Here is a 25,130-nt window from a genome sequence, read left to right on the forward strand (position 1 = left end):
GTCGGGCGGCGCCGACACGTTCACTACTCTTGGGCCGGTCGTCGTCTAATCAGGATCTAATCAGGGCTAGTCCGTACTAGTTGTCGGGGTCCGGCAAGACCCGCAGGTGCCCGCGACGGCGGCCGTTGGTCTCGGCGGGACGCGCCTGCGGCGCCATCACCGCACTGGCCCCCACACCGGTGGAGGGATCGGAGAATCCGGCCACCACCCCGCTGTGGGGAACCGCACCGGGCTGGCCTTCACGCACGGCGTCGGCGAGTGCGACGAGGTCGTCCTCGTCGGGGTGGGTGGGCAGCGGGCCGGCATGACGGACCAACTCCCAGCCTCGCGGTGCCGTGATCCGGCCGGCGTGGCCGACGCAGAGGTCCCAGGAGTGGGGTTCAGACACCGTGGCCAGGGGTCCGACCACCGCCGTGGAGTCGGAGTAGACAAAAGTCAACGTCGCCACGGCATAGTGCGGGCACCCGGGCCGGCAGCAGCGACGGGGAACATTCACGCAACAGAGATTACTTTGGACGGTCGCTGTGCGGTGCCGGACACGCGCAGCCGTCGGGTCCCCGATCCCGAACCGTTACGATCATCGCCGTGGCCCAGCGAAACCCATGGCGATCGCGTCGCGGCCGCGACATGCGCGGACCGCTGCTGCCGCGCTCGGTTCCCGGCTGGCGTAGTCGGGGCGAGCGGTTCGACATGGCAGTACTGGAAGCCTATGAGCCGATCGAGCGTCGGTGGGCGGCGCGGATCAAAGAACTCGATGTCGCGGTGGATGAGATTCCGCGGATGTCTCCGAAAGATCCCGAGGGCGTGCAATGGCCGCCCGAGGTCATCGCCGACGGACCGATCGCACTGGCGCGGTTGATACCTGCTGGGGTTGATGTCAGAGGAAATGCGACCCGGGCTCGAATTGTCTTGTTCCGCAAGCCCATCGAGCGCCGGGTCAAAGGATCCGATGAGCTAGCTGACCTGCTGCATGAAATCCTGGTGGCACAGGTGGCCACCTATCTGGGAGTTGAACCGTCAGTCATCGACCCAACGATCGACGACGACTGACGTCGAGCGCTACATCGTGCGATGAGCGCTCCACCGGAGAGCGTCAGATGATGCCGCGCTTGAGGCGGCGACGCTCCCGTTCGGACAATCCTCCCCAGATGCCGAAGCGCTCATCGTGCGCGAGCGCGTACTCCAGGCAGGCATCCTTGACTTCACAGCCTAGGCAGATGCGCTTGGCCTCGCGGGTAGACCCGCCCTTCTCCGGAAAGAACGCCTCCGGGTCGGTCTGTGCGCACAGCGCACGTTCCTGCCATTGGTCGTCTTCGTCTTCCGGATCAACATCAATGTGTTCGGGAACCGAACTCACCGGAACCAGACTCAGTTGAGGACGTCCGGCCGCCCCCAGCGGTGTCGGTCCCACGTTGATGTGCGGTGCGTTGTCTACCGAGCCGAGTAGCCGATCGTCAAACCGGACCACATGATCGAAATCGCCGCTCTCATAAGACATTATCCCCCGCCTCCTCACTCGGTCTCGTAGATCCTAAGTGGAGCCCCACTACTGCGATGTGCGGTCACCCCATTCGAACAGTTGATCGAATCTCGGTCCGCGACACCGGAATAGGTCACCAACCGGGAAATGACACATCTGTGATTACACACGTGTTAGCTGCCAGGGTCAAGCGCCAGGACGCGAATTCATACCATCTCGTAATGTCAAATCGGCGCGTCGCGACATCGGCGTGTCCTGCCCGTGACGACGTCGTTTCCATCCGCACGCTCTCAACGCTTAGGGTCGGACGTTGTGAAGATCACCGTTCTGGTCGGCGGCGTCGGAGGCGCCCGGTTTTTGCTGGGCGTACAGCACCTGTTGGGCCTCGGCCAGTTCGCCGGGACCGACAGCAAGCAAAAACATGAACTCACCGCGATCGTGAACGTCGGTGACGACGCCTGGATGCACGGCGTCCGCATCTGCCCGGACCTCGACACCTGCATGTACACGCTGGGTGGCGGAATCGACCCCGAACGCGGCTGGGGTCACCGCAATGAAACGTGGCACGCCAAGGAAGAACTCGCTGCCTACGGTGTGCAACCCGACTGGTTCGGACTCGGCGACCGGGACTTGGCCACCCATCTGGTTCGCACCCAGATGCTGCGCGCCGGCTACCCACTGTCACAGGTCACCGAGGCATTGTGTAAGCGCTGGTCACCGGGGGCGCGGTTGCTGCCCGTCACCGACGACCGCAGCGAGACCCACGTGGTCATCACCGACCCCGCGGACGGGGAACGGCGGGCCATCCACTTCCAGGAGTGGTGGGTGCGTCACCGCGCGCAGGTGCCCTCACACAGCTTTGCGTTCGTCGGGGCGGAACAGGCAACCGCCGCGCCGGGCGTCGCCGAGGCAATCACCGACGCCGATGCGGTGTTGCTGGCGCCGTCGAATCCCGTCGTGAGTATCGGACCGATCCTGCAGATTCCCGGCGTCCGCGGCGCGCTGCGCTCGACCAAGGCGCCGGTGGTCGGCTACTCCCCCATCATCAATGGAAAACCGTTGCGCGGCATGGCCGATGAGTGCCTGTCCATCATCGGTGTGGAATCCACGTCACAGGCCGTCGGCCGGCATTTCGGCGCCCGGTCGGGCACCGGAATCCTGGACGGCTGGCTGATACACGAGGGCGATGAGGCCGACATCGAGGGGGTTCAGGTGCGCGCGGTGCCACTGCTGATGACCGACCCGTCGACCACCGCCGAGATGGTGCGGGCCGGCCTTGACCTGGCCGGCGTTGTGCTGTGAGCACTGCTGTGAACACCGAACACGGCTCCGGCGACAAGGTCGAGATCCTGCCGGTGGCAGGGCTTCCTGAGTTCCGCCCCGGAGATGACCTGGCCACCGTTCTCGCCGAAGCGGCACCTTGGCTGCGCGACGGTGATGTACTGGTGGTCACCAGTAAGGTCGTCTCCAAGTGCGAGGGCCGCATCGTCACCGCTCCTTCCGATCCGGAAGAGCGGGATACCCTGCGGCGCAAGCTGATCGACAGCGAGGCGGTTCGGGTACTGGCCCGCAAGGGTCGGACGCTGATCACCGAGAACGCGATCGGGCTGGTCCAGGCCGCCGCCGGCGTCGACGGCTCCAACGTCGACTCGAACGAGTTGGCGCTGCTGCCGGTCGATCCCGACGGCAGCGCGCAGGCACTACGTGTCGGCCTCCGTGAGAAACTCGGCGTCGCCGTCGGCATCGTGATCACCGACACCATGGGCCGCGCCTGGCGCAACGGCCAGGCCGATTTCGCGATCGGCGCGTCCGGGCTCACCGTTCTCCACGGCTACGCCGGAGCGCGCGACCGGCACGGCAATGAGCTGCTGGTCACCGAGGTGGCCGTGGCCGACGAGATCGCTGCCGCAGCGGATCTGGTGAAGGGCAAGCTCACCGCGATCCCCGTCGCCGTCGTGCGTGGGCTTGAGCTGACCGACGACGGGTCGAACGCGGCCACATTGCTGCGCTCCGGCGAGGACGACCTGTTCTGGCTCGGCACAGCCGAGTCGATCGAGCTGGGACGCAGCCAGGCTCAGCTGCTGCGCCGCTCGGTGCGCGCGTTCTCCGACGAGCCCGTCGACCACGCGCTCATCGAAGCCGCCATCGGCGAGGCGCTGACCGCACCCGCGCCGCACCACACCCGTCCGGTGCGGTTCGTCTGGGTGCAGGACGATGCCACCCGCGTCCGGCTCCTGGACCGGATGAAAGACAAGTGGCGGGACGATCTGAGCAGCGACGGCCGAGATCCCGATTCCGTCGAGCGGCGACTGAACCGCGGTCAGATCCTGTACGACGCTCCGGAACTGGTGATTCCGTTCATGGTTCCCGACGGTGCCCACAGCTATCCCGACGAAGCTCGCACGCAGGCCGAACACACCATGTTCACCGTCGCCGTGGGCGCGGCGGTGCAGGCCCTGCTGGTGGCGCTGGCGGTGCGTGAGGTGGGCAGCTGCTGGATCGGATCCACGATCTTCGCCGCCGATCTGGTCCGTTCCGTGCTCGATCTCCCGCCGGATTGGGAGCCCCTCGGGGCCATCGCGATCGGTCACCCCGCCGATCCGCAGCCTCCCCGCGACCCGGTGCCCACCGACGGCCTGCTGGTCGTGAAGTGAGCGCCGAGAGCCTGCACGCCTCCGCCGTCGAGGTGTTGACGCAGTGGCAGACAGCCGATCCCGGTCAGGACACGCTGCGACATGCGGTGCTGTCATTTCTGGCTGCCCGTCCCGATGCCTGTCTCCGGGCGTGCGTTCCCGGTCACATCACCGCCTCGGCGCTGGTCGTCGACCATACCGGCACCCAGACACTGCTCACCCTGCATCCGCGCTTCGGCCGCTGGCTGCAACTCGGCGGGCATTGTGAGGAAACAGATTCCGACATTCGCGCCGCCGCGTTGCGCGAGGCCACCGAGGAGTCCGGGATCACCGGGCTGATCATCGACACACAACTGGCCGCGCTGCACGTGCACCCGGTCACCTGCTCGCTCGGGGTACCGACCCGCCACCTCGACATGCAGTTCGTGGTAAGGGCCCCGGAAGGTGCCGAGATCGCCTGCAGTGACGAGTCTTTGGATCTACGGTGGTGGCCGTTGGAGGCGCTGCCCGAGGGTACCGACTTCGGGTTGACCCAGCTTGCCGGCACCGTGACCGGAGCCCCCTAGCGCGGCGCCTGCGTGCAGTAGGACCGACGGGCCGCGCGCAGTGCAACTGCGGCTTGATCCGGAGCAGCGCCGTACTGGCCCGCCATCTGATCGATCACCGCCTGTGCCGGCGTACCGGTATAGAGCAGGCGGCACATCTCCCGGCCCACCATCAGCAACTGGTCATCGTCACCGGGGAACACCCCGCGCGTGGCCTTGAGGTAGGTGTTGTCTTCCCCGGTCAGCGGGATGGGCCAAGCCACCGCCTCCGGTGCGGTGATCCCCAGAACCCCTCCGAGCACCACCAGAGCCGCCAGCGGCGCCACCCCATTGCGCCGCAATACGTTGAACATGCCGTTGGACATGACCCCTCCCCTTCTGCCGATAGAAGCCTAAGGCCGCCGGGGGTCCGGCAAACACACTTTTTCGGCGCCAGAGGCCGCCGAAGTTAGGTAGTCGACTACTCAAGCGCTGCTGGGCCCGATCTCCCTACCGTTGATACGCCACGGAAATACGGGTGGGAGGAACCATGAGCCTGCAGATCGAATCCCCTGCCGAAGACTCCGCCGGCGGCAAGAATGGCGACAAGACGCCGGAGCAGCAGACTTCGCAAGTCGAAACCCCGCTGGGTGTCCGCCCCCGGGTCACAGAGGCTCTGCTGCTTATCTGCCTGACTGTCCAGACCGCAGTAGTTCTCTGGCTCGCGGTCTGGGACGCCACGCTGACCCGTTCAGCCTGGGATCTGTTAGGTGCCGCACTGCTTCTCGGTATCGGGATCACATGCGCGCTCGCGATCGGCGCGATACTGAGAAAATCGTCGAGCGCGTTCCTCACGGCGATGACAAGCCAGATCTTCGTGGTCTGTCTGGCGGCGTACGTGTGGCTCGTCGACGAGCGCAGCCCGGTCCGGCAACTGATCGGTATCACCGGGACGGCGCTGGTCTTCGGCGCGGTTGCTCTCTTCTGGATGGTCTACCTGGCCAGGTACACCCATGGAGCGATCAACCGGGGCGCGGTGGCAGTCGTCGCATTGTTCCCGGTGTTGGGACTGGTCCAGTTCTGGCTGCAATCGGACTACCTGCCTGCGCGTTCACTTCCCCTGGTCGATGTGCAAGCCGAACTGACTCCAGTGGGTTCCTCGGGTTCGATCATCCACCTGTCCGCCAACCTCACCATCCATAATCGCAGTTCGGTGGCGGTCGACATCCCGGCGGGCGTCATGCGGATAAGGGCATACCCGTTCGGGGTCCCGGAGGAGCCTGCGACCACCAATACGGTTGCCTCGTACCTGGATCCGGTGGGAAGCATGATCGGCGACTACCGCCAGATCCCGGTCCTGCCCAGCGACTCCAAGTTGCTGTATGCGGGCAGCATCGGCGCCGCTGGGAAGTTCCTGACGCCCGGGTCCACCACAGGCGCGCAGATGATTCTCGATATCAACCCGCAGACTGTGCGGTTGGTCCAGATGGGTGTCAGCATCGTCGCCGTGACCCGCCGCGCTGTGCAGGACACCCGGACCTGCTACGAACCCAAGAAATCCTACACCGAGGACATTGAAGCGTTCCTGAAAGAGGCACGCCGGCTGCATGATTGGGTGGGTGGTGGCCAGGCGCTCTGCACCGAGACGCAATTCGCGGCCAGGGGTGCGATCGAAGAACTGGTCTCCGACCACCCGGTGCTGAGGATCTCCACCGTGGTGGACCACCCCGTGTTCACGACGCCGATGTTGGTACCGCTTCTGGGCACCAAAACCTCTCTCGACGATCCGGCGGGCGGGATGGACGAGGCCGCTACCATCGAAACAGCGACGCCCTCAGGGATATTCGGCGGAGGTGCCGAATATGCACCTGCCGACTCCGACTTGCACAAGACGGGCTGAGCACCACCGAGGCTACGGTTTATGACGCATTTCCGCCGATTCTCGTCAGAAAGCGCAGTTTCGGCGCAGTAGCCGCAATCTCAGACGTCGGTGGAGTACCGGATGCCGCCGTCGGGGATGGACACCCCGGGCCACACCCTGGCACCACGCAACAGTTCGCAGCGCGCACCGATGTCGGCACCGTCGCCGATCACGCCGTCGCGGATCAGTGCGCGCGGACCGATACGGGCACCGAAGCCCACGATCGAACGTTCAATCACCGCACCGGCTTCCACGCGCACCCCGTCGAAGATCACCGCGCCGTCGAGGCGGGCGCCCGCACCGATCTCGGCTCCGCGGCCCACCACGGTACCGCCGATCAGCAAGGCGCCCGGCGCGACCGCCGCACCTTCGTGGACCAGTGACTCACCACGCTGGCCGTTGAGCGCCGGCGACGGCGCAATGCCACGAACCAGATCGGCAGAGCCGCGGACGAAATCGTCCGGCGTGCCCATGTCCCGCCAATACGAGGCGTCCACATACCCGCACATCTTCAGTCCGCGGGAGAGCACCTCGGGGAAGATCTCGCGCTCGACCGACAGGGCCCGTCCGCGCGGGATCTCGTCGATCACGTTGCGGTTGAACACATAACAGCCCGCATTGATCTGGTCGGTCGGCGGATCCTGAGTCTTCTCGAGGAACGCGGTCACGAACCCGTCGGCATCGGTGGGCACGCAGCCGAACGCCCGCGGATCGCTGACGCGCACCAGATGCAGCGTGACGTCGGCCTGGTGGGTGTCATGGGACTGGAGCAACGCGCCGAGATCGGCCGCCGACAGCACGTCACCGTTGAACACCATAGCCGTGTCGTAGCGCAGCTTGTCGGCCACGTTGGCGATCGCGCCACCGGTGCCGAGAGCCTCGGTCTCGGTGACGTATTCGATCTCCAGCCCCAGATCCGAGCCGTTACCGAAAGCTTCCTCGAAAACCTCGGCCTTGTACGAGGTGCCCATCACGACATGTTTGATGCCGGCCACCGCGATCCGGGCCAGCAGATGGGTCAGGAACGGCACGCCCGCCGTCGGCAACATCGGCTTGGGCGCCGAGAGGGTCAGCGGCCGCAGCCTGGTGCCTCGTCCACCGACGAGGACGACGGCGTCCACCTCCGCGGGATTGATCACGTCAGTGCCCTTTCGCCTGTTTACGTCGTGAACTACCGACCACCAGGCCCGCACGTGCTGCCAGCGCGCCCCGAATTGTCCACCGTAACGGCGCCTGCCAGGGCGCCGGGTATCGATCAGCCAAGAAAGTGTAGGTACTGCGGTGATGGGCGGCCAAGTTGCGCGCCGGGTCACGGCCGGTGGAGTGCCCCTTGTGGTGCAGCACCTCCGCCGTCGGGACGTAGACGTTCTGCCAGCCGGCCCGGGCGATCCGGTCACCGAGGTCGACGTCTTCCATATACATGAAGTAGCGCTCGTCGAACCCCCCGACCGCGTCGAAGGCGGCCCGGCGCATCAGCAGGCAGGAACCGGACAGCCAGCCGACCTCGCGCTCACTCGGGTCCTGCCGGTCCTGGCGGTAGGCCGCCGTCCACGGATTCGACTTCCAGAACGGGCCCACCACGGCATGCATGCCGCCACGGACCAGGCTCGGCTGATGGCGCGCCGACGGGTAGACGGAACCGTCGGGATCGCGGACCAACGGTCCGAGCGCCCCCGCGCGCGGCCACCTCTTCGCCGCGTCGAGCAGCAGGTCGATCGAACGTGGGCCCCACTGCACGTCGGGGTTGGCGACGATGAAAAATTCCGGGCACTCCGCATCCGAGATCTGCTCGGCGCCGCGGTTGACGGCGCTGCCGTAACCCAGATTGCTGCCGGTTCGGAGCAGGCGCACGTTCGGGTAGCGCTTCTCGGCCTGCTCGGGTGCGCCATCCGTTGAACCGTTGTCAGCCATCACGACCGTCACCGGACGGTCGGTGGCCAGGGCGAGGGAGGCCAGGAAACGGTCCAGGTGTCGACCCGGCGAGTACGTCACCGTCACCACCACGAGCGGGCGGGCCGCATCCTCAGTCACGGCGTAGAGGGTAGCGGGCCGGACGGGCTCTCTTTTCCAACCGCCGCTGCCAGGGCTTCCCGCCAATCGCGCAGCGGGGTCAGGCCCGCTTCGGCGGATCGGCGCGCGGACAAGACTGTGTAGGCCGGGCGCGGCGCGGGCCGCGGGTGACGGTCACTCCCGACCGGCCGGACCCGCTCCGGATCGGCACCGACGGCCGCGAAGGTCTCTCGCGCCTGGTCGAACCGGCTGGCCGACCCCGCGTTGGCGGCATGCAACACGCCGGGTCGCACACCGCCGTCGGCGATCTGCAGCAGAGCCGTCACCAGGTCGCCGGTGTAGGTCGGTGACCCGATCTGGTCGGCGACCACATCCACGGGGCCGTCGCCGCCGGCCAGCCTGCGCATGGTCGCCACGAAGTCTTTCCCGTCGCCACCGCGGTACACCCATGCCGTGCGAACGACGTACGCATCGGGTTTGGCGGTCAGCACCGCCTGTTCCCCGGCCAGTTTGGTCTGGCCGTAGATGTTGACCGGCCCGGTGGGGTCGTCGACCTCATAGGGGGTGCGACGCTGCGCGGCGCCGAATACATAGTCGGTGGAGATGTGCACCAGCGCGGCGCCGGCGCCGGCACACGCCGTAGCGAGGTTGCCCGGGCCCACGACATTGACCGCGTGGGCCCGGTCCTGGTCGGTTTCTGCGGCGTCCACCTGCGTGTATGCCGCGCAGTTGATCACCACATCGCCGGACTCGACGAACCCTCGAACTGTGTCGACGTTGGTGATATCACAATCGGCAGAGGTCAGGGCCAGCACGTCACGACCCTCACGACGTCCCTGATCAGCCAATACGCGGCCGACCATGCCGCCGGCCCCGGTGATCACAATCCGTTGCGCCATGCGACCGAGTCTGGCACGCCGGTCCGCGTTACCCGGCTCACGTCCAGGCCGCAAGTAGCCTGGGCACGTGCGCATCCCCCTCCTTCGCTCCCTTGCTGTCGCCACGGCGTCGGCCGTGGTGCTCGGAACAGGGGTGGCCTGGTCCCAGATCCGCTCGTTCGAATCCGGCATCAACCACATCAGCTCGGCGGCGCTCGGCGGCGGCGGTGAGGACGGCGCCATCGACATCCTGCTGGTCGGGATGGACAGCCGCACCGACGCCCACGGCAACCCGCTGTCGCAGGAAGAGCTGGACACCCTGCGCGCCGGTGACGACGTTTCGACCAATACCGACACCATCATCCTGATCCGCATCCCCAACAACGGGAAGTCGGCCACCGCCATCTCCATCCCTCGCGATTCGTACGTCGAAGCACCGGGCTGGGGAAAGATGAAGATCAACGGCGTGTTCGGGGACGTCAAGCTCGACCGCATGAAGCAGCTCGTCGAGGTCGAGGGCGAGGATCCGGCGGTCGCCGAGCCCAAGGCCACCGAAGCCGCTCGCGAGGAGCTCATCCAGACGGTCGCCTCGTTGACCGGCGTCACCGTGGACCATTACGCCGAAATCGGACTACTCGGCTTCGCGCTGATCACCGATGCCCTGGGCGGCGTCGATGTCTGTCTCAAAGATGCTGTCTACGAACCGCTCTCCGGTGCCGATTTTCCCGCCGGCTGGCAGAAACTCAACGGCCCGCAGGCACTGAGCTTCGTTCGGCAACGTCATGACCTGCCGCGCGGCGACCTCGACCGGGTGACCCGCCAGCAGTCGGTGATGGCGTCGCTGGCCCATGAGGTGATCTCCAGCAAGACGCTGTCCAGCCCGGGAACGCTGGGTCGGCTGCAGGATGCCGTGCAGCGCTCGGTGGTGATCTCCGACGGCTGGGACATCATGAATTTCGTCGAACAGCTGCAGAAGCTTGCAGCCGGCAGCGTGGCGTTCGCCACCATCCCGATCCTGCGTGAGGACGGCTGGAGCGACGACGGCATGCAGAGCGTCGTCCGGGTGGATCCCGACGAGGTCCACCAGTGGGTGTCGAGCCTGCTGCAGGACCAGGACCAGGGCAAGACCGAACAACTCAGCTACTCACCGGAGAACACCACCGTCGAGGTGGTCAACGGCACCGACATCAACGGCCTGGCGGCCGCGGTGTCACAGGTACTGGGCAACAAGGGATTCGTGCCCGGTGCCACCGGTAACCACGAGGGCGCCCCGCCCGCGTCCAGCCAGGTGCTGGCCGCCAAGAGCGATGACCTCGGCGCCCAGGCGGTGTCCAAGGATCTCGGCGGGCTGCCGGTGAACGAGGATTCGTCGCTGCCACCCGGTGCGGTACGGGTGGTCCTGGCCGCGGATTACACCGGCCCCGGCTCCGACGGCATGGATCCGACCTCAGGCGCGGGCATCGTGGATCCGGCCGCGGCCGGCGACAGTTACAGCGATACCGGCGAACAGACCCCGCCACCACCGCCGTCGCCGATCCTCAATGCAGGTTCGGACGATCCCAAGTGCGTGAACTGATCGTCCTCGAGTAAAACCAGAGGCTATGAGCACAGTCAGCGCTGCGATCCTGGATCCGTTGTTGGCCGCGGACCCGGCAGGCCCACGGATCACCTACTACGACGACGCGACCGGTGAGCGCATCGAGTTGTCGGCGGTGACCATGGCCAACTGGGCCGCCAAGACCGCCAACCTGCTGCGCGACGAGATGGGCGCCGGCCCGGGAACCCGGGTGGCGGTGCTGCTGCCCGCTCACTGGCAGACGGCCGCGGCGCTGTTTGGGATCTGGTGGATCGGCAGTGAAGTAGTGCTGGACGGGGACGCTGACATGGCTCTGTGCACGCGGGACCGGCTCGACGAGGCCGACGACGCGGTGTCCGGAGGCGAGGTTGCAGTGCTGTCGCTGGATCCGTTCGGCAAGCCGGCGCCCGATCTGCCGATCGGGGTCACCGATTACGCCACCGCGGTGCGGGTCCACGGTGATCAGATCGTGCCCGAGCGGGTTCCGGGCCCGGCCCTGGCCGGGCGATCGGTGTCCGAGGTATTGGAAGCGGCCAGAAATTCCGCTGCCGCACAGGGTTTCACCGCCGACGACCGAGTGCTCTCGAGCGCGGCGTGGGCCACTCCAGACGAGCTCGTCGCGAATCTGATCGCAGTGTTCGCCGCCGGGGCGTCACTCGTGCAGGTGGCCAATCCCGATGTGGGCGCACAGGAACGGCGTCGCACCACGGAGAAAGTCACCCGCGGCTAGATCAACGTGCCCCGAAAAGCCCGATGGCCAGTTACCGCACGGTCTTTCGATGAATGCGTGCGCCAACTGGCCACTGGGCGTGGGAACTACTTCAGCAGGGCGCGGCTCATGACCACGCGCTGAATCTGATTGGTGCCCTCGTAGATCTGGGTGATCTTGGCGTCACGCATCATGCGCTCGACCGGGAAGTCCACGGTGTAACCGGCGCCGCCGAACAGCTGCACCGCATCGGTGGTGACCTCCATGGCCACATCCGAGGCCAGGCACTTGCTCGCCGCCGAGATGAAGCCCAGGTTGCCCTCGCCGCGCTCGGCGCGTGCCGCCGCCGAGTACACCATCAACCGCGCGGCTTCCACCTTCATCGCCATGTCGGCGAGCATGAACTGCACGCCCTGGTTGTCACTGACCGGACGGCCGAACTGCTTGCGGTCCTTGGTGTAGGCGATCGCCGCGTCCAACGCACCCTGAGCGATACCGACGGCTTGCGCGCCGATGGTCGGGCGCGTGTGGTCCAGTGTGGCCAGCGCGGTCTTGAACCCGGTGCCGGGATCGCCGATGATCCGGTCCCCCGGAACGCGGCAGTTCTCGAAATACAACTCGGTCGTCGGGCTGCCCTTGATGCCGAGCTTGCGCTCCTTGGGGCCGACGACGAAGCCCTCGTCGTCCTTGTGGACCATGAACGCCGAGATGCCGTTGGCGCCCTTGTCGGGGTCGGTCACCGCCATGACGGTGTACCAGGTCGACTTGCCGCCGTTGGTGATCCAGCACTTGGTGCCGTTGAGGATCCAGCCGTCACCGTCGGCCTTGGCGCGGGTCCGCATGCCGGCGGCGTCGCTGCCCGCCTCGCGCTCGGACAGCGCGTAGGACGCCATCGCCTCACCCGAGGCGAGCGACGGCAGCACCTGCTTCTTCAGCTCATCCGAGCCGCGCAGGATCAGACCCATGGTGCCCAGCTTGTTGACCGCCGGGATCAGCGACGCCGAGCAATCCACCCGGGCCACTTCCTCGATCACGATGCAAGCCGCGACCGAGTCCGCTCCCTGGCCGCCGTACTCCTCCGGCACGTGAATCGCGTTGAAACCCGAGGCGTTCAGTGCCTGCAGGGCTTCTTCCGGGAAACGCGCATTCTCGTCGACGTCGGCAGCGTGCGGGGCGATTTCCTTCTCCGCCAGCGCCCGAATCGCCGCCCGAAGCTCCTGATGCTCCTCCGGCAGCTGAAACAGATCGAATGATGGGTTACCGGCCCAACCAGCCATGATCTTCTCCTTCGCTTTCAGCCCTTGGCTCTCTTGGTTTCCATCGTTGCCCGGACTGCACATCGAGTACATCGCCCTGCTACTTTTGGTACCCAGTACCATAGCATCGGCACTCAGTACCATGAAAGGTGCACTCATGCCCGACCTGCCAAGTACCCGGGAGCGCCTGGTGAGCGCGGCATTCGAGCTGTTCGAGGAGCGTGGATACGAGGCCACCAGCGTCGACGACATCGCGACACGGGCGGGGGTGGGACGCACCACTGCGTTCCGCCAGTTCGGATCGAAAGAGGCGTTGATCTTTCCCGATCACGAGGCGCTGCTACGCCGCGCAGACGAGAGATTGTCGGCAACGCCGGCCGAAGCGCTCCCCGCCGAGGTCATCGCGGTGGCGACCACCTCGGTCTTCGAGAACTATCTCGCCGAGGGCGAGCGTGCCCGGACGCGGTACCGGCTCACCCGCTCGGTACCTGCCCTGCGCGACTTCGAAACAGCCGTGGTGTCGCGGTATGTCCGGCTGTTCACCAAACACCTTCGGACCTCGCAGACCGAGGATTGGACGGCGGGCCTGCGCGCCGAACTGTTCGCCAACGCCGTCGTCGCCGCACACAACCATGTTCTGCGCCGGTGGTTGCGTGGCGATGTGACCAACCCGCGGTCAGACCTGGCCGAGGCGCTGGCCGCCACCTGGCCGATCTACCGGGGCGGTAGCGGCCGCACCGCCGTTGTGGTGATGTCGACCGATGAACCGGTCGAGTCCCTGACGTCTCGTATTCGCGAGCTCATCGGGGATTGACTCACTGTCGCCCGGTCAGCCCAGCAGGCGATCGCGCAGGGCGGCGTCCTTCTCCAACACCATGGTTTCCAGATCCGCCTGGAATTTCACCATCCGGGCCTGGAGTGCGGGATCTGACGAACCGAGGATTCGTACGGCCAGCAAGCCCGCATTGCGTGCTCCGCCAATGGAAACCGTGGCCACCGGCACCCCGGCCGGCATCTGCACGATCGACAGCAGCGAGTCCATGCCGTCGAGACGGGCCAGCGGCACGGGGACGCCGATGACCGGAAGCGGTGTCGCGGACGCCACCATGCCGGGCAGGTGCGCCGCGCCACCCGCTCCGGCGATGATCACCTCGATCCCCCGGTCTGCGGCGGTCTTGGCGTAGTCGAGCATCCGCTGCGGGGTGCGGTGCGCGGAGACGACACCGACCTCGAACGGCACCTCGAACTCTGCGAGTGCGGTGGCCGCGTCGGACATCACCGACCAGTCACTGTCGCTGCCCATGATGAGGCCAACCCTGGGGCCGTCACTCTGCGCCATGTTCATCCCATCCGTCGGTCCACTCGCCGTGCGACAACCAGTGCGCCGCGCGCACCGCACGCTCGCGAAGTTCATCCATATCCGTGCCGATGATGTTGACGTGTCCGAGTTTGCGTCCGGGCCGCTCGCCCTTGCCGTACAGGTGCACCTTCGCGTCGGGGATCCGCGCGAAGAGGTGGTGCAGGCGCTCGTCCATCGACATCGTCGGTGTCTCCGGAGCCCCCAGCACGTTGGCCATCACCGCGGCCGGGGCAATCGCAGAGGTGTCACCCAACGGGTAGTCCAGCACGGCCCGCAGGTGCTGCTCGAACTGGCTGGTGACCGCGCCGTCCATGGTCCAGTGCCCGGAGTTGTGCGGCCGCATCGCCAACTCGTTGACCAGCAGCGTGCCGTCGACCGTCTCGAACAACTCGACCGCCAGCACCCCGACGACGCCGAGTTCGTTCGCCACTCGCAGGCCGAGTTCCTGTGCGGCCGAGCCGAGTTCGTCGGACAGTCCAGGAGCCGGGGCGTATACCTCGACGCAGATACCGTTGCGTTGCACGGTTTCGACGACGGGCCAGGCCGCCCCCTGTCCGAACGGCGAGCGCGCCACCAGCGCGGCCAGTTCCCGGCGCATCGCGACACGTTCCTCGGCCAGTACCGGTACCCCGTCGGCCAGGTAGCCGGCCACGACCTCGCGCGCGGTCGCGACGTCGTCGGCCATCACCACGCCCTTGCCGTCGTAGCCGCCGCGCACCGTCTTGATCACCACCGGGCCGTCGATCTCCCGCACGAATTCCTCGACGTCGGCGACCGAGGTGATCTCGGCGAAGCGCGGCACCGGGACACCCAGGCTGTGCAGCTTGCGACGCATGAGCAGCTTGTCCTGGGCGTGCACGAGCGCCTGCGGCGGCGGGTTGACCGTGATGCCTTCGGCCACGAGTGTGTCCAGGTGTTCGGTGGGCACGTGCTCGTGGTCGAACGTCAACACCGTGGCGCCGTCCGCCGCCCGGCGCAGCGCGTCCAGGTCGGTGTGAGAGCCGATGACGACATCGGGAGTGACCTGCGCGGCGGATTCGTCCGGACCGGCGGACAGCACCCGCAGGGTCTGCCCCAGCGCGACGGCCGCCTGGTGGGTCATCCTCGCGAGCTGGCCGCCGCCGATCATCACCACTGTCGGATTCCGCCTGCTCACGGGCGAAGGCGGCTTCTGGGGAGTTGTCGGCACGCACTCCATGGTGTCATGCGCGAATTCATGACTTCGTCATGACCGGCGCATTGACCTGCGGTTAAGGTCCGGAGCCCGCAACGATGCGGCATCTGATGGGGCATTTACGTACACTGCCTAGTTGTGTCCTTTGCCGATGCGACAATCGCTCGATTGCCGCGGTTCGTCCGTCCCTACGCCGAGCGGCATCACGAGCTGATCAAGTTCGCGATCGTCGGCGCGACGACGTTTGTCATCGATTCGGCCATTTTCTACACCCTCAAACTCACGGTGCTGGAACCCAAACCGGTCACCGCCAAGATCATCGCCGGCATCGTCGCGGTCATCGCCTCCTACATCCTCAACCGGGAGTGGAGCTTCCAGAACCGCGGCGGCCGCGAGCGCCACCACGAGGCCTTGCTGTTCTTCGCGTTCAGCGGCGTGGGCGTGCTGCTGTCGATGCTTCCGCTGTATTTCTCCAGCTATGTGCTCGGCCTTCGGGTTCCCGAGGTCTCACTGACTGTGGAGAACATCGCCGACTTCATCTCGGCCTACATTCTGGGCAACCTGCTTCAGATGGCCTTCCGGTTCTGGGCGTTCCGCCGTTGGGTGTTCCCCGACGAGTTCGTCGACAAGCCCGACCTGGCACTGGAGTCCACACTCACCGGCGGCGGCTTCGCCGAAGCGCTGGAGAACCATTCCGAGCTCCACAAGCCCGCGACCGTGACGCCGCTGCGCACGCGCGGATCAGACGGGGTCCTCCGTCGGCCGGGCCGTCGCTCGAAGGCGCGTCAGCTCGGTGACTCGTCGGACCCCGTGTCGAAGAGCTCCTGACCATCTCGGCCCCGACGTCAGACCGGTCATCGACGGTCGAGCTGCGGGAAGAGCGTCTCGCGCGCCAGTAGCAGGATTGCGGCAGCTATCGGGATGGCCAGTAATGCGCCGACGATTCCGAGTAACGCCCCTCCGAGCAGTACCGCGACGACGGTGACCAGGGGTGGCACCTGGACGGCCCGTCCGATGATCCGCGGCACCAGCAGGTAGTCCTCGACCAATCGCAGCGCGATGAAGAAGACGACCGTGGCGACCGAAACAGGTACCGACACAGTCAAAGCCACCAGGGCGACGATGATGCCGGCGAGCGTCGAACCGACGATCGGTATCAGGTCCAGCACCGCGACCAGTACGGCGAGCAGCAACGGGTACGGCACGTCGAACACCATCAGCCAGATGAAGGTGAGGACCGCGGTCACAACCGATACCAGGATGTTGCCCAGCACGTATCCGCCGACTTTGGCGAAGATCGCATCGCCGATCAAGATCGTCCGGGGACGGCGAGAATGCGGCGCCAGTCGGTAGAGCGCCGCCCGGATCCGCGCGAAGTTCGCCAGGAAGTAGGCGGTGAGCACGAGCACGATGACCGCCCCGCTGACCGCGCCGACGACGATTTTCCCGGCACCGACGATGCCACCGGCCAAGGCGGAAGCGTTTCCGCCCGCGAGTGCAACATTGAGCTTGTCCTGCAGGTGGAATCGGCCGTCGAGCTGGTCGACGATCGGGTATCGGTGTTGCAGGTCATGCAGGTAGTCGGGAGCGTTGTGGACGAGTGCGCTGCCCTGGGTGACCAGAGGCGGAATCGCGGCCGCCACGAACCCCGCGATCATGAGGATGGCCGCCAAGAACACCACCGTCACCGCCGCCCAGCGCGGGATCCGGTGGCGCACCAACCAGGACACGGCAGGCTCCAGGCCGATCGCGACGAACCCGGCGACGACGATGAGGATCACCGCCCCGCGCGCAGCGATCAGCAGCTCGATGCCGCCGTAGGTGACAGCCACCCCCGCCGCGCCGGCCATGCCGATCATGAAGGGCGAAGCGCGGTTGAAACGAGGCCCCGCCTCGCCCAGCGGGTGGGCCGGCGAACTGATCTGCGCCGCGCCCTTCTCCGCAGCGACGATCACGTCACCCTCGGCCTCCGTGTGAGGTTGACCGACGGATTTGTCGTGGGCCGCGTCGGCACCGGCGGCCGATGCATCACGGCCAGACATCGTCGTGGGGTCAGTCCTTGAAGACGTCCTTGATCTTCTCCCCGGCCTGCTTCACGTTGCCTTTGGCCTGGTCCTTGTGCCCCTCGGCCTCGGTGTCCCTGTCTCCGGTGGCCCGACCGACCTTCTCCTTGGCCTTTCCTGCGAGCTCTTCGGCCTTGTTCTTGGCCTTGTCGACGGCGCTCATGTGTTTCTCCTTCAAACCGGCTTGGCCACGGGTTCGCGGCACGGGAATGACATAGCGCGGGAACGAGATTCGTCGCGCAGTCACGCATCGGATACCCAACCCGGCGATATCTAACCCTTCTCTGGAGATCCGTGACCAGCTCCCGGCACACCATTGCGCGCAGCGACGGACGCAGCACTGTGGGTGTCGAAGACCTCGATGACCACGTCGCGGTCGCGGTAGCCGCCGATCGAAATGAGACCCGGCGTCGCCCCGATGACCCGGTTGGCCTGATCACCGCTGAGCGGATAGTCGGCGACCTCGTGACGCCAGTGCGCCGCTATCACCGTCGCACCGCGGGCCAACTGCGGACACTCCCGGCGGAGCAGCTCAGCCAGCAACTCCTCGTCCAGGTAGTACGCCACTTCGGAAAGCACAAGTAGGTCGAAAGGCCCTGGCGGCCAAGGATCGTCGAGAGACCCACGGGTCAGGGTGACGCGGTCCCGCGTCCCGTCACGGTCATCGGCACGCAATCGGACGTCGGCGATCTGTAGCGCAGACGCCGCCACATCCATTGCGGTGACGTGATCGCAGCGTCCGGCGAGCAGCGCGGTGAGGGTGCCGATCGAGCAACCCGGCTCGAAGGCATGCCGATAGCGCCGGTACGGCAACATCGACAGAGTGATCGCGTACTTGCGTTGCTCATACCAGCGAGTCGCCAGCTGCCACGGGTCGGCCGAGGCCGCGTACATGCGGTCGAAGTATGCGTCGGGCAGGCGCGTCAACGGAACACCATCTCCCCGACCGCGAGCAGGCGAGGCAACACGAACGGCGGCAGCACTGGGCCCGCACCAGGCGCGAGAGGGTGGAACTGACTGCGGAAGCATTGCGCGGCAACCTGCTTGAGCCCCACGGCGGAGGCCGTCAATGGCACCGTAAGCGCCCGATCCCAGGGCACTGCGGAGTCTCCAGGCCTGGCCCAGTGCCACATCCAGACCGGGTACTCGAGCAGAACTGCTGCGGTGCGGCGCACGGCCGTGGCGGCGGCCCGTCCGACGGCCTCGTGATCCGGGTGCCCGTCACCGCGCCACGTTGTGGCACACCAGGTCCCGGGCGGGCAAGCCTGGAGAATCCCGGTCAGCAGATCGGTGATCGAGTCCTGGTGGGCGGCAAGCTCGCCGTCAGGTAATGCGAGGCTGATCGGCTCGCCCACACCGAGAACCTTCGCTGCCTTTACCAACTCGGCTCTCCTGGTGCGTTCCAGCCGGAATCTGTCGACCGGGGTGAGATCGCCTTGGGCCGCCCCGCCGTCACTGACCGACACCACCTGGACGTCGACACCCCGCGCCGCCAGCAGCGCCGTGGTCGCCCCGAAGCCGAGGGTCTCGTCGTCGGGATGCGGTGCGACCACCACCAGTGCGGGACAAGTGCTGAGATCCAACTCGCCGAAGGAGCGGCCCCAACTGGTCCAGACGTGGCCGGGGGTGCCGCCGCAGCTCAGCGGCCGTGACCCGAACCGCGGTGCGTTGCCGCATGATTCAGCAGACTCCGCGGCAGTCATCGGTGCTCCCCCGCCAGCCTTCCGAGCGCGGCGAGGTCACGCTCGGCGTGGCTCTGCCGCACGTAGATCGTCAGATCCGCGACGTGTCGTGCGTGCTGGGCATCCTGGCACAGCGGCGCGGGCCCGAGTGCGCGGCCTGTGCGGGTGATCGCCGCGTCGACAGCGGTTTCGATGACGGCGCGGGTTCGCCTGGCCAGCAATTGGGCCGACCCGGACCGGTCGAACGGGTCGGCGTCGGTCGCCGCAGCCGCCGCGGCCAGCATCGCTTCGGCGGCCGCGATCGCAGCGTCGACAGCGCCGAGGTGGGCCAGCGCATGCTCGTCGGCGTCTCCGCGTGCGACGCGGCCGTACAGGGGTGCGGCGACCGCTCGGGCGGCGCCGAGCCAGCACGCCGCGACGCCGATCGCGCCGTGCCAGAAGCCGGGACGATCCAGGTAGTCGCCGGGACCGCCGACGGGTACCCCGAGCACATTGCTGAATTGGACCGAGCGGGTGTCACTGGCCGCCATGCCGGCATTCCTCCACGTGCTCGGCAGAGGCTGCACCCCGGCGCTGTCAGTCGCCACCAGGTACAGCGCGCGGCGGCCGTCGTCTCGGCGAGCGGTGACCAACGCGTGTGTGCAGAGCCCCGCCCCCGAGCACCACGGTTTGGTTCCTGACAGTCTCACTGTGTCTGTTTCGCGGTCTCCCGTGGTGTGGGCGTTGAGTACGGCCTCCGGGTCTTCGGCGGCCCACACCGCCCACAGCTCGCCTGGGGCAGGCGGTTTGCCCCCGAGCTCGTCGAGGATCGCGACCGCGTCGACGTGAGCTTCCGCGAGTCGCCCGGCGACGACGTCGATCTCGGTGAGCTCCGCAAGCCGCTGCCAGCGTCGCGCGGTCGCACCGGAACCTGGTAGTGGCAACTCCAGCCGGCCTGACTCCAACCAGTTCCGGACCAAGCTCGCCGTCATGCGGAATCCCTTTCTGCCGAAGGGAATACGGATCGCGATAAATCGCGGAGGTAACTGGCGAAGCCGCCGGGAGCGCGGCCGTTCCGCCGCGCTGACGTGGTGACCGACAGCGACGGGTCCCGCCGTATCCGATAGGAGGCGGTCTCGAACCTTTCGACCAGTTCGACATCCTCGCCAGTCGTCAGCGGGTGGAAGCCGCCAACCCGCCAGTATGCGTCGGCACGGAAACCCATGTTGGCGCCGTGGATGTGGTTGTGACTGTTGCTGCCCCGCATATCGGACTCGTATGCATGCAGGTACCGACGGACCAGTGCGGCGGGGTGATGCCGCCAGTCGGCCACCCGCACCACACCCAGCACCATGTCGGCAGCCGGCGCGGTCTGACGCAGCAGCCAGTCGGGGTCCACTCGGCTGTCGGCGTCGGTGGTGGCGTACCAGACACGCGAGTCGTCGACGTGGTTGCTCAGCGAGTGCGCGTAGGAGAAACCGGCGGCTCGGCTCGCACCGACGTTGCCCGCCTCGACACTGACGAAGTGGACGTCGCAGCCGAACTGGCCCGCCAACTGGACGCTGCTGTCGTCACAGGAATCGAGGACGACTACGACCAGCACCGGCCCCTGCCAACATGCCGCGGCCGTGGTGATCCCGCGCAGGCAGCGAGGCAACACTGCAGCTTCGTTGTGGGCCGGTATCACCACCACGGCCTGATCGAAGGCGGTCTCCAAGTGGTTCGGCCGTGCGGTCATGGCTGATAGATAGCCATTTCCACCCGATTCCACACCCACTGGCCCCAGTGGCGGCGGCAACGGGCCCGGCCGTCACCCGACGCAGTGTCAGCTGGGCGACTCTTCGGACCCCAGAGTGTCGAAAACTTCGTGATACAGCAGTGAATGCACCTGTTCCACCCGCGGAATGTCGTGGAATTCCAGGGGATCCTGCGACGCTGATTCGATGATCAACGTGCCGGTGCGCATCAGCCGGTCGGTCAGCCCGTGGCGGAATTCGACGCTGTTGATCCGCGCGAGCGGGATGTCGATGCCCGAGCGGGTCAGGAGGCCGTGCCGGAACATCACCCGGCGGTCGGTGATGACGAAATGGGTGGTCCACCAGTTCAGGAACGGCCAGACCGTCAGCCAGCCGACCACGATCAGCCAGATCGCGCCGATCACGATGAACAGGACGTTCTTGGCGGTGGCCTGCCAGTCCATGGTGTTGACCACGGCTGCGACGAACGCCGAGGCCGCAGTGATCAGGACCAGGACCAGGACCGGTCCGATCAGGCGTTTCCAGTGGGGGTGCCGGTGCAGCACCACCTGCTCGTCCTTGGCCAGCACATTCTCCGGGTAGCCCACGGCAGAACTCTACGACTCCTCGGGGCGCAGGTGCGTGATGTCGCCCGCAGACAACGTGACCTGTTCGGTTGCGGTGTCGATGATCAGGCGCCCGAGATCGTCGACGTCGACGGCAGTGCCCACCAAGGTGTTGTCGCCGGGAAGGATCGCGCGGACGCGGCTGCCGATGGTGACGCTGCGGGCACGGTAGTCGGCCGCGAGCGACGGATCGTCATCGCGCCAGGCGGTGATACGTGCGTCGAGATGGCGCAGCAGGGCCCGCGCGAGCGGCGAGCGGTCCACGGTCGCCGTGCCGAGTTGGGTGAGCGAGGTGGCGCGCGGATCGGGTGCTTCCTCGGCGGTCATCGTCACGTTCAGGCCGAGGCCGACGACGATGACCGGAGCCGGCGAGGCCACCTCGGCGAGGATGCCGGCCAGCTTTCCGCCGCCTGGTCCTACCAGAACGTCATTGGGCCATTTCAGGCCGACCCGCGTCCCGGCGACCTCGGCGACCGCATCGACGGTGGCCAGGCCGGTGGCCAACGGCAGCCACCCCCAACGGTTCGGGGACACCGCCGAGCCGTCGACGCCGAAGGACACGATCACCTGTGAGCGGGGCGGTGCTGACCAGTGCCTGCCGTGTCGGCCGCGGCCGGCGTGCTGATGCTCGGCGAACAGCACCGCGCCGGCGATGTCCTCGCCCGACGCCGCCCGCGCCAACAGGTCGGCATTGGTTGATCCGGTCTCATCGACGACATCGACGCGCCGCCACGACAGGCCCTCGAGCCCGTCGCGCAAAGTCGTCACGTCCAACGCTGGCCTTGTGTTCATCGCGGCCAAGCTTACGGCGCGACGTCAGCGGGAAGCCCGGGCAGCGTTGGGCGCCGCCAGGTTGTCGGCGACCTCCTGGTGCCACAGCTCGTTCGCGTGCGTGGTGTCGACCTCCTGCTCGAAGCGGTCGGTCATGTCCGGTGTGACATCGGCGAGATCGACGTAGAACTGCTCGTACCACCGGCGGTGGTGGTAGACGGGGCCGTCCTCCTCGGTCAGCAGCGGGTTGTCGATGCGTGCCTTGTGTTTCCAGATCTCGACGTCCTCCATGAAGCCGTCACCGAACGTCCGGCTCATCGTGGCTGCGAGTTTCTCGGCCTTGTCGCCGGGCATCGTTGGATTCTGCTGGACCGCGACACCCCACTGCAGCACGAACGAATCGTGCGTCACCGGGTAGTGGCAGTTGATCAGGGCGATCTCGACGGTGAAGTTTGGGGCGAGGTCGTTGTGCAACCAGTTGATCATGTAGGCCGGACCGAAATACGTTGCCTCCGAACGCAAGTAGGTGCCGTCCCAGAGTTCTCTGGTGGCGTAGTCCGGACGTGGCTTGGACTCCATGAACTGGCTGGCCGTGTGGCCTTCGATGACGTTCTTGAAGTACGTCGGGTAGGCGTGATGGATGTAGAAGAAGTGCGCCATGTCGACGTTGTTGTCGACGATCTCGCGGCAATGCGACCCTTCGATCAGAATCGAATTCCACTGCCACGGCGACCAGATCCCGTCCTCATAGCCTTCGATGGTGGGCGGCGTCAGCTCGGCCGGGGGCGTCGAGCCCTCTGGATCGTGCCAAACCAGCAGCTGGCCGTTGACCTCGGTCGTGTCCCACTTGCGGGTACGCGCCAGTCGCGGTGTCCGCTTGGCATATGGCACCAGCTTGCACTTTCCGTCGGCGCCCCAACGCCAGTCGTGGAACGGGCAGGCCAGGTTGTCGTCCTTGACCGAGCCCATCGACAGGTCACCGCCCATGTGCCTGCAGTACGAGTCGAGTACGTGCAGTGCGCCGGCGGAGTCGGAATAGACGACCAGCTTGGTGCCGAAGGCTTCGATACCGTGCGGCTTCCCGTCCCGAAACGTGTCAGCGAGGCCGACGCAGTGCCAGCCGCGCGCGAAGCGCGTCATCGCAACGCCGGTGTCGATTTCCCGGATGTCACTCATTGCTACCTCGGTTCTTCGCGCAAGCGCTCATCACATGTCTCTCCCTAGCATGTCTTTGACCGCCAGGTGGCTGAACAGCATGCTGGTTCCGATCGGATTTCCGCCGCCCGGATAGGCGGTGCCGCTCGGGGCGGCCATGGTGTTGCCCGCGGCATACAGTCCGGCGATCACCTGACCGTCCGCGTCGAGCACCCGGGCCGCGGTGTCGGTACGCAACCCGCCCTTGGTGCCCAGGTCGGAAATGCCGAAAGCAGCGGCGTGGAACGGGCCCTTCTCGATCGCGACGAGTGGGGATGCGCCGCCGGAGAACGCCCGGTCGTACGCCTCGTCGCCGCGCCCGAAGTCCTCGTCCGAGCCGGCGTCGACGAAGCCGTTGAAGCGCGCCACGGTGGCAGTCAGGTTCTCGGCGGGAATGCCGATCTTGGCGGCCAGTTCCTCCAGGGTGTCGGCGGTGTGCCACAGCCCGGCGTCGAGGTAGCGCTGCGTGTCGACCATCGAGACGTTGGTGGCCTTGACGGGAGGGACTTCCCCCTCCCGATCGTCGTAGATCATCCAGTACGGCAACGTCATCGAACCGTCGGCCAGCCGCGGCAGGATTGCCCGGCCGATCCGGTCGTAGGCGGCAGATTCGTTGACGAAACGCTGTCCGTTCTGGTCGACGAAGATACCGCCGGTGAACCACAGCGCGAACGCCGAACGGCCGTCGGGGTGCGTCAACCCCGGGGACCACCAGGCCTGCTCCATCAGGTCGACGTCGGCGCCCACAGCCATCGCCGCCTGGTGTGCCTGGCCCAGGTTGGCCGGCGGCCCCATGGTGTCGCGGGCGACGCCAGGAACCCCGTGTTCACGGCGCAGTTCGTCGTTGCCTTCGAAGCCGCCGGCAGCGAGCAGCACTCCGCGGCGGGCCCGGATCGCCCGCCGCTCGCCGTCGGATTCGACGATCGCACCGGTCACGGTCCCGTCCTCGACCACCAATTCGACCAGCGGGGTGTTGCGGCGAAGTGAGGTATTCGGGTACTGCTCAATGGCTTTGAGGAACCGGGCGATCAGTGCCCGGCCGCCGATGAAGTAGTCATCCGGCTGCTCGGCGCCCAGCCGGTCGGCGTCCAGCGGGCCTCGTACCAGCTCGCGCAGGTGCGGGGCTTTCTCCACCTTCAGTGGGCGGGCCGCGATGTGGCGCTGGCCGTCGGCGCGAGCCTTGGGCGCCTTGCCGAAGTAGTCCGGCCACGGCATCGGCGCGAACTTCAGATTCTCGTCGGCTTCCAGGTACTCGATCAACCCGGCGCCGCCGCGGACGTAGGTGTCCTGCAGTTCCCGCGGCGTACGGTCCCCGACGACGGCGTGGTAGTACTCCAGCGCATCTTCGATGGTGTCGTCGGTGCCCGCCCGCTTGAGCACCGGGTTGCACGGGAACCACACGCCGCCGCCACCCGAATACGCTGTGGTGCCGCCGTATTTGTCGCTGGCTTCCACCAGGATCACCGACAGACCCTCGCGAGCCGCGGTGTAGGCGCCGGTCACGCCGCCACCTCCGGATCCCGCGACCAGGACGTCACATTCCTCTGCCCATTTCATG

Annotated in this window: 28 protein-coding genes; 9 read left to right on the plus strand and 19 right to left on the minus strand. The window is 66.8% G+C overall.

All coding sequences use genetic code 11. The features are described from left to right. Window positions 1–76: 76 nt before the first annotated feature. Window positions 77–496 (minus strand): DUF3499 domain-containing protein, encoded by a 420-nt coding sequence (locus A5779_RS25105; RefSeq protein WP_055111973.1) that lies wholly within the window; start codon window positions 494–496, stop codon window positions 77–79. 131 nt (window positions 497–627) lie between these two features. Here A5779_RS25105 and A5779_RS25110 point away from each other — a divergent pair, with 131 nt between their 5' ends. Further along, window positions 628–1,050, plus strand: a complete 423-nt coding sequence (locus tag A5779_RS25110) for a metallopeptidase family protein (protein ID WP_055111971.1) — start codon at window positions 628–630, stop codon at window positions 1,048–1,050. 43 nt (window positions 1,051–1,093) lie between these two features. Here the strand turns inward: A5779_RS25110 and A5779_RS25115 are convergent, their stop codons facing one another. Further along, entirely contained in the window at window positions 1,094–1,498 is a 405-nt protein-coding gene (locus A5779_RS25115) for a WhiB family transcriptional regulator (protein ID WP_064886442.1), read from the minus strand. Between the two features lie 294 nt (window positions 1,499–1,792). On the opposite strand from A5779_RS25115, the gene cofD reads away from it, so the two are divergent. Genes cofD through A5779_RS25130 form a run of 3 tightly spaced genes read left to right on the plus strand, consistent with a single transcriptional unit; the run spans window position 1,793 to window position 4,679 of the window. Beyond that, complete coding sequence (gene cofD / locus A5779_RS25120; protein ID WP_064886443.1) at window positions 1,793–2,782, plus strand: 2-phospho-L-lactate transferase; 990 nt, start codon at window positions 1,793–1,795, stop codon at window positions 2,780–2,782. After that, a complete protein-coding gene (locus A5779_RS25125; RefSeq protein WP_064886444.1) occupies window positions 2,779–4,134 on the plus strand; it encodes a coenzyme F420-0:L-glutamate ligase in 1,356 nt (451 codons plus the stop codon). Before cofD ends, A5779_RS25125 begins: the two co-directional genes overlap by 4 nt. Further along, a complete protein-coding gene (locus tag A5779_RS25130; protein ID WP_064886445.1) occupies window positions 4,131–4,679 on the plus strand; it encodes an NUDIX hydrolase in 549 nt (182 codons plus the stop codon). Before A5779_RS25125 ends, A5779_RS25130 begins: the two co-directional genes overlap by 4 nt. Here A5779_RS25130 and A5779_RS25135 read toward each other — a convergent pair. Next, on the minus strand, window positions 4,676–5,023 hold the full coding sequence (locus A5779_RS25135) for a DUF732 domain-containing protein (RefSeq protein ID WP_064886446.1): 348 nt from the start codon (window positions 5,021–5,023) through the stop codon (window positions 4,676–4,678). The two genes, A5779_RS25130 and A5779_RS25135, sit on opposite strands and share 4 nt — an antisense overlap. A gap of 164 nt (window positions 5,024–5,187) precedes the next feature. Here A5779_RS25135 and A5779_RS25140 point away from each other — a divergent pair, with 164 nt between their 5' ends. After that, window positions 5,188–6,537, plus strand: coding sequence for a hypothetical protein (locus tag A5779_RS25140; RefSeq protein WP_064886447.1), 1,350 nt, complete (start codon window positions 5,188–5,190; stop codon window positions 6,535–6,537). An 80-nt stretch (window positions 6,538–6,617) separates the two neighbouring features. Here the strand turns inward: A5779_RS25140 and manB are convergent, their stop codons facing one another. From manB to rfbD, 3 genes are read right to left on the minus strand one after another with little or no spacing between them, the layout of a single operon-like run. Further along, entirely contained in the window at window positions 6,618–7,697 is a 1,080-nt protein-coding gene (gene manB / locus A5779_RS25145; protein ID WP_064886448.1) for a mannose-1-phosphate guanylyltransferase ManB, read from the minus strand. 1 nt (window position 7,698) lies between these two features. Continuing rightward, window positions 7,699–8,589, minus strand: coding sequence for a glycosyltransferase family 2 protein (locus tag A5779_RS25150; RefSeq protein WP_064886449.1), 891 nt, complete (start codon window positions 8,587–8,589; stop codon window positions 7,699–7,701). After that, the gene (gene rfbD, locus A5779_RS25155; RefSeq protein WP_064886450.1) at window positions 8,586–9,467 is read right to left on the minus strand and encodes a dTDP-4-dehydrorhamnose reductase; all 882 of its coding nucleotides are present in this window, start codon (window positions 9,465–9,467) and stop codon (window positions 8,586–8,588) included. Before rfbD ends, A5779_RS25150 begins: the two co-directional genes overlap by 4 nt. A 67-nt stretch (window positions 9,468–9,534) precedes the next feature. On the opposite strand from rfbD, the gene A5779_RS25160 reads away from it, so the two are divergent. Together A5779_RS25160 and A5779_RS25165 are read left to right on the plus strand one after the other, a co-directional pair. Next, entirely contained in the window at window positions 9,535–11,022 is a 1,488-nt protein-coding gene (locus tag A5779_RS25160; protein WP_064886451.1) for an LCP family protein, read from the plus strand. 25 nt (window positions 11,023–11,047) lie between these two features. Beyond that, window positions 11,048–11,752 (plus strand): TIGR03089 family protein, encoded by a 705-nt coding sequence (locus A5779_RS25165; protein ID WP_064886452.1) that lies wholly within the window; start codon window positions 11,048–11,050, stop codon window positions 11,750–11,752. An 86-nt stretch (window positions 11,753–11,838) separates the two neighbouring features. Here the strand turns inward: A5779_RS25165 and A5779_RS25170 are convergent, their stop codons facing one another. Continuing rightward, entirely contained in the window at window positions 11,839–13,008 is a 1,170-nt protein-coding gene (locus tag A5779_RS25170; RefSeq protein WP_055111946.1) for an acyl-CoA dehydrogenase, read from the minus strand. Window positions 13,009–13,144: 136 nt separating this feature from the next. Between A5779_RS25170 and A5779_RS25175 the strand changes: the two genes are divergently transcribed. Beyond that, window positions 13,145–13,801 (plus strand): TetR/AcrR family transcriptional regulator, encoded by a 657-nt coding sequence (locus A5779_RS25175; protein ID WP_064886499.1) that lies wholly within the window; start codon window positions 13,145–13,147, stop codon window positions 13,799–13,801. Between the two features lie 15 nt (window positions 13,802–13,816). Here A5779_RS25175 and purE read toward each other — a convergent pair whose 3' ends face one another. Both purE and A5779_RS25185 read right to left on the minus strand, forming a co-directional pair. After that, on the minus strand, window positions 13,817–14,326 hold the full coding sequence (purE, locus tag A5779_RS25180) for a 5-(carboxyamino)imidazole ribonucleotide mutase (RefSeq protein WP_082941844.1): 510 nt from the start codon (window positions 14,324–14,326) through the stop codon (window positions 13,817–13,819). Next, window positions 14,313–15,545 carry a 5-(carboxyamino)imidazole ribonucleotide synthase gene (locus A5779_RS25185; RefSeq protein ID WP_082941845.1) on the minus strand — a complete coding sequence of 411 codons (1,233 nt, stop codon included), beginning with the start codon at window positions 15,543–15,545 and terminating at the stop codon, window positions 14,313–14,315. Before A5779_RS25185 ends, purE begins: the two co-directional genes overlap by 14 nt. 114 nt (window positions 15,546–15,659) lie before the next feature. Between A5779_RS25185 and A5779_RS25190 the strand changes: the two genes are divergently transcribed. Further along, the gene (locus tag A5779_RS25190; RefSeq protein ID WP_064886453.1) at window positions 15,660–16,349 is read left to right on the plus strand and encodes a GtrA family protein; all 690 of its coding nucleotides are present in this window, start codon (window positions 15,660–15,662) and stop codon (window positions 16,347–16,349) included. 26 nt (window positions 16,350–16,375) lie between these two features. Here the strand turns inward: A5779_RS25190 and A5779_RS25195 are convergent, their stop codons facing one another. From A5779_RS25195 to A5779_RS25240, 10 genes are all read right to left on the minus strand, one after another. After that, the gene (locus A5779_RS25195; protein ID WP_064886454.1) at window positions 16,376–17,563 is read right to left on the minus strand and encodes an AI-2E family transporter; all 1,188 of its coding nucleotides are present in this window, start codon (window positions 17,561–17,563) and stop codon (window positions 16,376–16,378) included. Window positions 17,564–17,573: 10 nt separating this feature from the next. Then, window positions 17,574–17,747 carry a CsbD family protein gene (locus A5779_RS25200; RefSeq protein WP_064886455.1) on the minus strand — a complete coding sequence of 58 codons (174 nt, stop codon included), beginning with the start codon at window positions 17,745–17,747 and terminating at the stop codon, window positions 17,574–17,576. Window positions 17,748–17,857: 110 nt separating this feature from the next. Beyond that, window positions 17,858–18,478 carry an SAM-dependent methyltransferase gene (locus A5779_RS25205; RefSeq protein WP_064886456.1) on the minus strand — a complete coding sequence of 207 codons (621 nt, stop codon included), beginning with the start codon at window positions 18,476–18,478 and terminating at the stop codon, window positions 17,858–17,860. Window positions 18,479–18,507: 29 nt separating this feature from the next. Beyond that, window positions 18,508–19,287, minus strand: coding sequence for a PIG-L deacetylase family protein (locus A5779_RS25210; protein WP_064886457.1), 780 nt, complete (start codon window positions 19,285–19,287; stop codon window positions 18,508–18,510). Next, window positions 19,284–20,237 (minus strand): acyl-CoA dehydrogenase family protein, encoded by a 954-nt coding sequence (locus A5779_RS25215; protein WP_064886458.1) that lies wholly within the window; start codon window positions 20,235–20,237, stop codon window positions 19,284–19,286. The genes A5779_RS25210 and A5779_RS25215 overlap by 4 nt, the downstream gene beginning before the upstream one ends. Beyond that, window positions 20,234–20,983: a glycosyltransferase family 2 protein gene (locus tag A5779_RS25220; RefSeq protein ID WP_064886459.1), complete on the minus strand. Its 750-nt coding sequence runs from the start codon at window positions 20,981–20,983 to the stop codon at window positions 20,234–20,236. The genes A5779_RS25215 and A5779_RS25220 overlap by 4 nt, the downstream gene beginning before the upstream one ends. Before the next feature lie 87 nt (window positions 20,984–21,070). Then, window positions 21,071–21,589, minus strand: a complete 519-nt coding sequence (locus A5779_RS25225) for a PH domain-containing protein (RefSeq protein ID WP_064886460.1) — start codon at window positions 21,587–21,589, stop codon at window positions 21,071–21,073. A 9-nt stretch (window positions 21,590–21,598) separates the two neighbouring features. Next, entirely contained in the window at window positions 21,599–22,399 is an 801-nt protein-coding gene (locus A5779_RS25230) for a biotin--[acetyl-CoA-carboxylase] ligase (protein ID WP_064886461.1), read from the minus strand. Between the two features lie 24 nt (window positions 22,400–22,423). Beyond that, on the minus strand, window positions 22,424–23,554 hold the full coding sequence (locus A5779_RS25235) for a 3-ketosteroid-9-alpha-monooxygenase, oxygenase component (RefSeq protein ID WP_064886462.1): 1,131 nt from the start codon (window positions 23,552–23,554) through the stop codon (window positions 22,424–22,426). A gap of 30 nt (window positions 23,555–23,584) precedes the next feature. After that, window positions 23,585–25,129 (minus strand): FAD-binding protein, encoded by a 1,545-nt coding sequence (locus tag A5779_RS25240; RefSeq protein ID WP_064886463.1) that lies wholly within the window; start codon window positions 25,127–25,129, stop codon window positions 23,585–23,587. Window position 25,130: the final 1 nt, after the last annotated feature.

Source organism: Mycolicibacterium peregrinum, assembly GCF_001665625.1.
GTDB classification, from domain to species: domain Bacteria; phylum Actinomycetota; class Actinomycetes; order Mycobacteriales; family Mycobacteriaceae; genus Mycobacterium; species Mycobacterium peregrinum_B.

Bases quoted from the DNA above. Each gene is read 5' to 3' on its own strand.
- A5779_RS25110 (WP_055111971.1), top strand. From the start codon at position 628: ATGCGCGGACCGCTGCTGCCGCGCTCGGTTCCCGGCTGGCGTAGTCGG.
- A5779_RS25115 (WP_064886442.1), bottom strand. From the start codon at position 1,498: ATGTCTTATGAGAGCGGCGATTTCGATCATGTGGTCCGGTTTGACGAT.
- A5779_RS25135 (WP_064886446.1), bottom strand. From the start codon at position 5,023: ATGTCCAACGGCATGTTCAACGTATTGCGGCGCAATGGGGTGGCGCCG.
- A5779_RS25140 (WP_064886447.1), top strand. From the start codon at position 5,188: ATGAGCCTGCAGATCGAATCCCCTGCCGAAGACTCCGCCGGCGGCAAG.
- rfbD (WP_064886450.1), bottom strand. From the start codon at position 9,467: ATGGCGCAACGGATTGTGATCACCGGGGCCGGCGGCATGGTCGGCCGC.
- A5779_RS25165 (WP_064886452.1), top strand. From the start codon at position 11,048: ATGAGCACAGTCAGCGCTGCGATCCTGGATCCGTTGTTGGCCGCGGAC.
- A5779_RS25170 (WP_055111946.1), bottom strand. From the start codon at position 13,008: ATGGCTGGTTGGGCCGGTAACCCATCATTCGATCTGTTTCAGCTGCCG.
- A5779_RS25175 (WP_064886499.1), top strand. From the start codon at position 13,145: ATGCCCGACCTGCCAAGTACCCGGGAGCGCCTGGTGAGCGCGGCATTC.
- purE (WP_082941844.1), bottom strand. From the start codon at position 14,326: ATGGCGCAGAGTGACGGCCCCAGGGTTGGCCTCATCATGGGCAGCGAC.
- A5779_RS25185 (WP_082941845.1), bottom strand. From the start codon at position 15,545: ATGGAGTGCGTGCCGACAACTCCCCAGAAGCCGCCTTCGCCCGTGAGC.
- A5779_RS25195 (WP_064886454.1), bottom strand. From the start codon at position 17,563: ATGTCTGGCCGTGATGCATCGGCCGCCGGTGCCGACGCGGCCCACGAC.
- A5779_RS25200 (WP_064886455.1), bottom strand. From the start codon at position 17,747: ATGAGCGCCGTCGACAAGGCCAAGAACAAGGCCGAAGAGCTCGCAGGA.
- A5779_RS25205 (WP_064886456.1), bottom strand. From the start codon at position 18,478: ATGTACGCGGCCTCGGCCGACCCGTGGCAGCTGGCGACTCGCTGGTAT.
- A5779_RS25210 (WP_064886457.1), bottom strand. From the start codon at position 19,287: ATGACTGCCGCGGAGTCTGCTGAATCATGCGGCAACGCACCGCGGTTC.
- A5779_RS25215 (WP_064886458.1), bottom strand. From the start codon at position 20,237: ATGACGGCGAGCTTGGTCCGGAACTGGTTGGAGTCAGGCCGGCTGGAG.
- A5779_RS25220 (WP_064886459.1), bottom strand. From the start codon at position 20,983: ATGACCGCACGGCCGAACCACTTGGAGACCGCCTTCGATCAGGCCGTG.
- A5779_RS25230 (WP_064886461.1), bottom strand. From the start codon at position 22,399: ATGAACACAAGGCCAGCGTTGGACGTGACGACTTTGCGCGACGGGCTC.
- A5779_RS25235 (WP_064886462.1), bottom strand. From the start codon at position 23,554: ATGAGTGACATCCGGGAAATCGACACCGGCGTTGCGATGACGCGCTTC.
- A5779_RS25240 (WP_064886463.1), bottom strand. From the start codon at position 25,129: ATGAAATGGGCAGAGGAATGTGACGTCCTGGTCGCGGGATCCGGAGGT.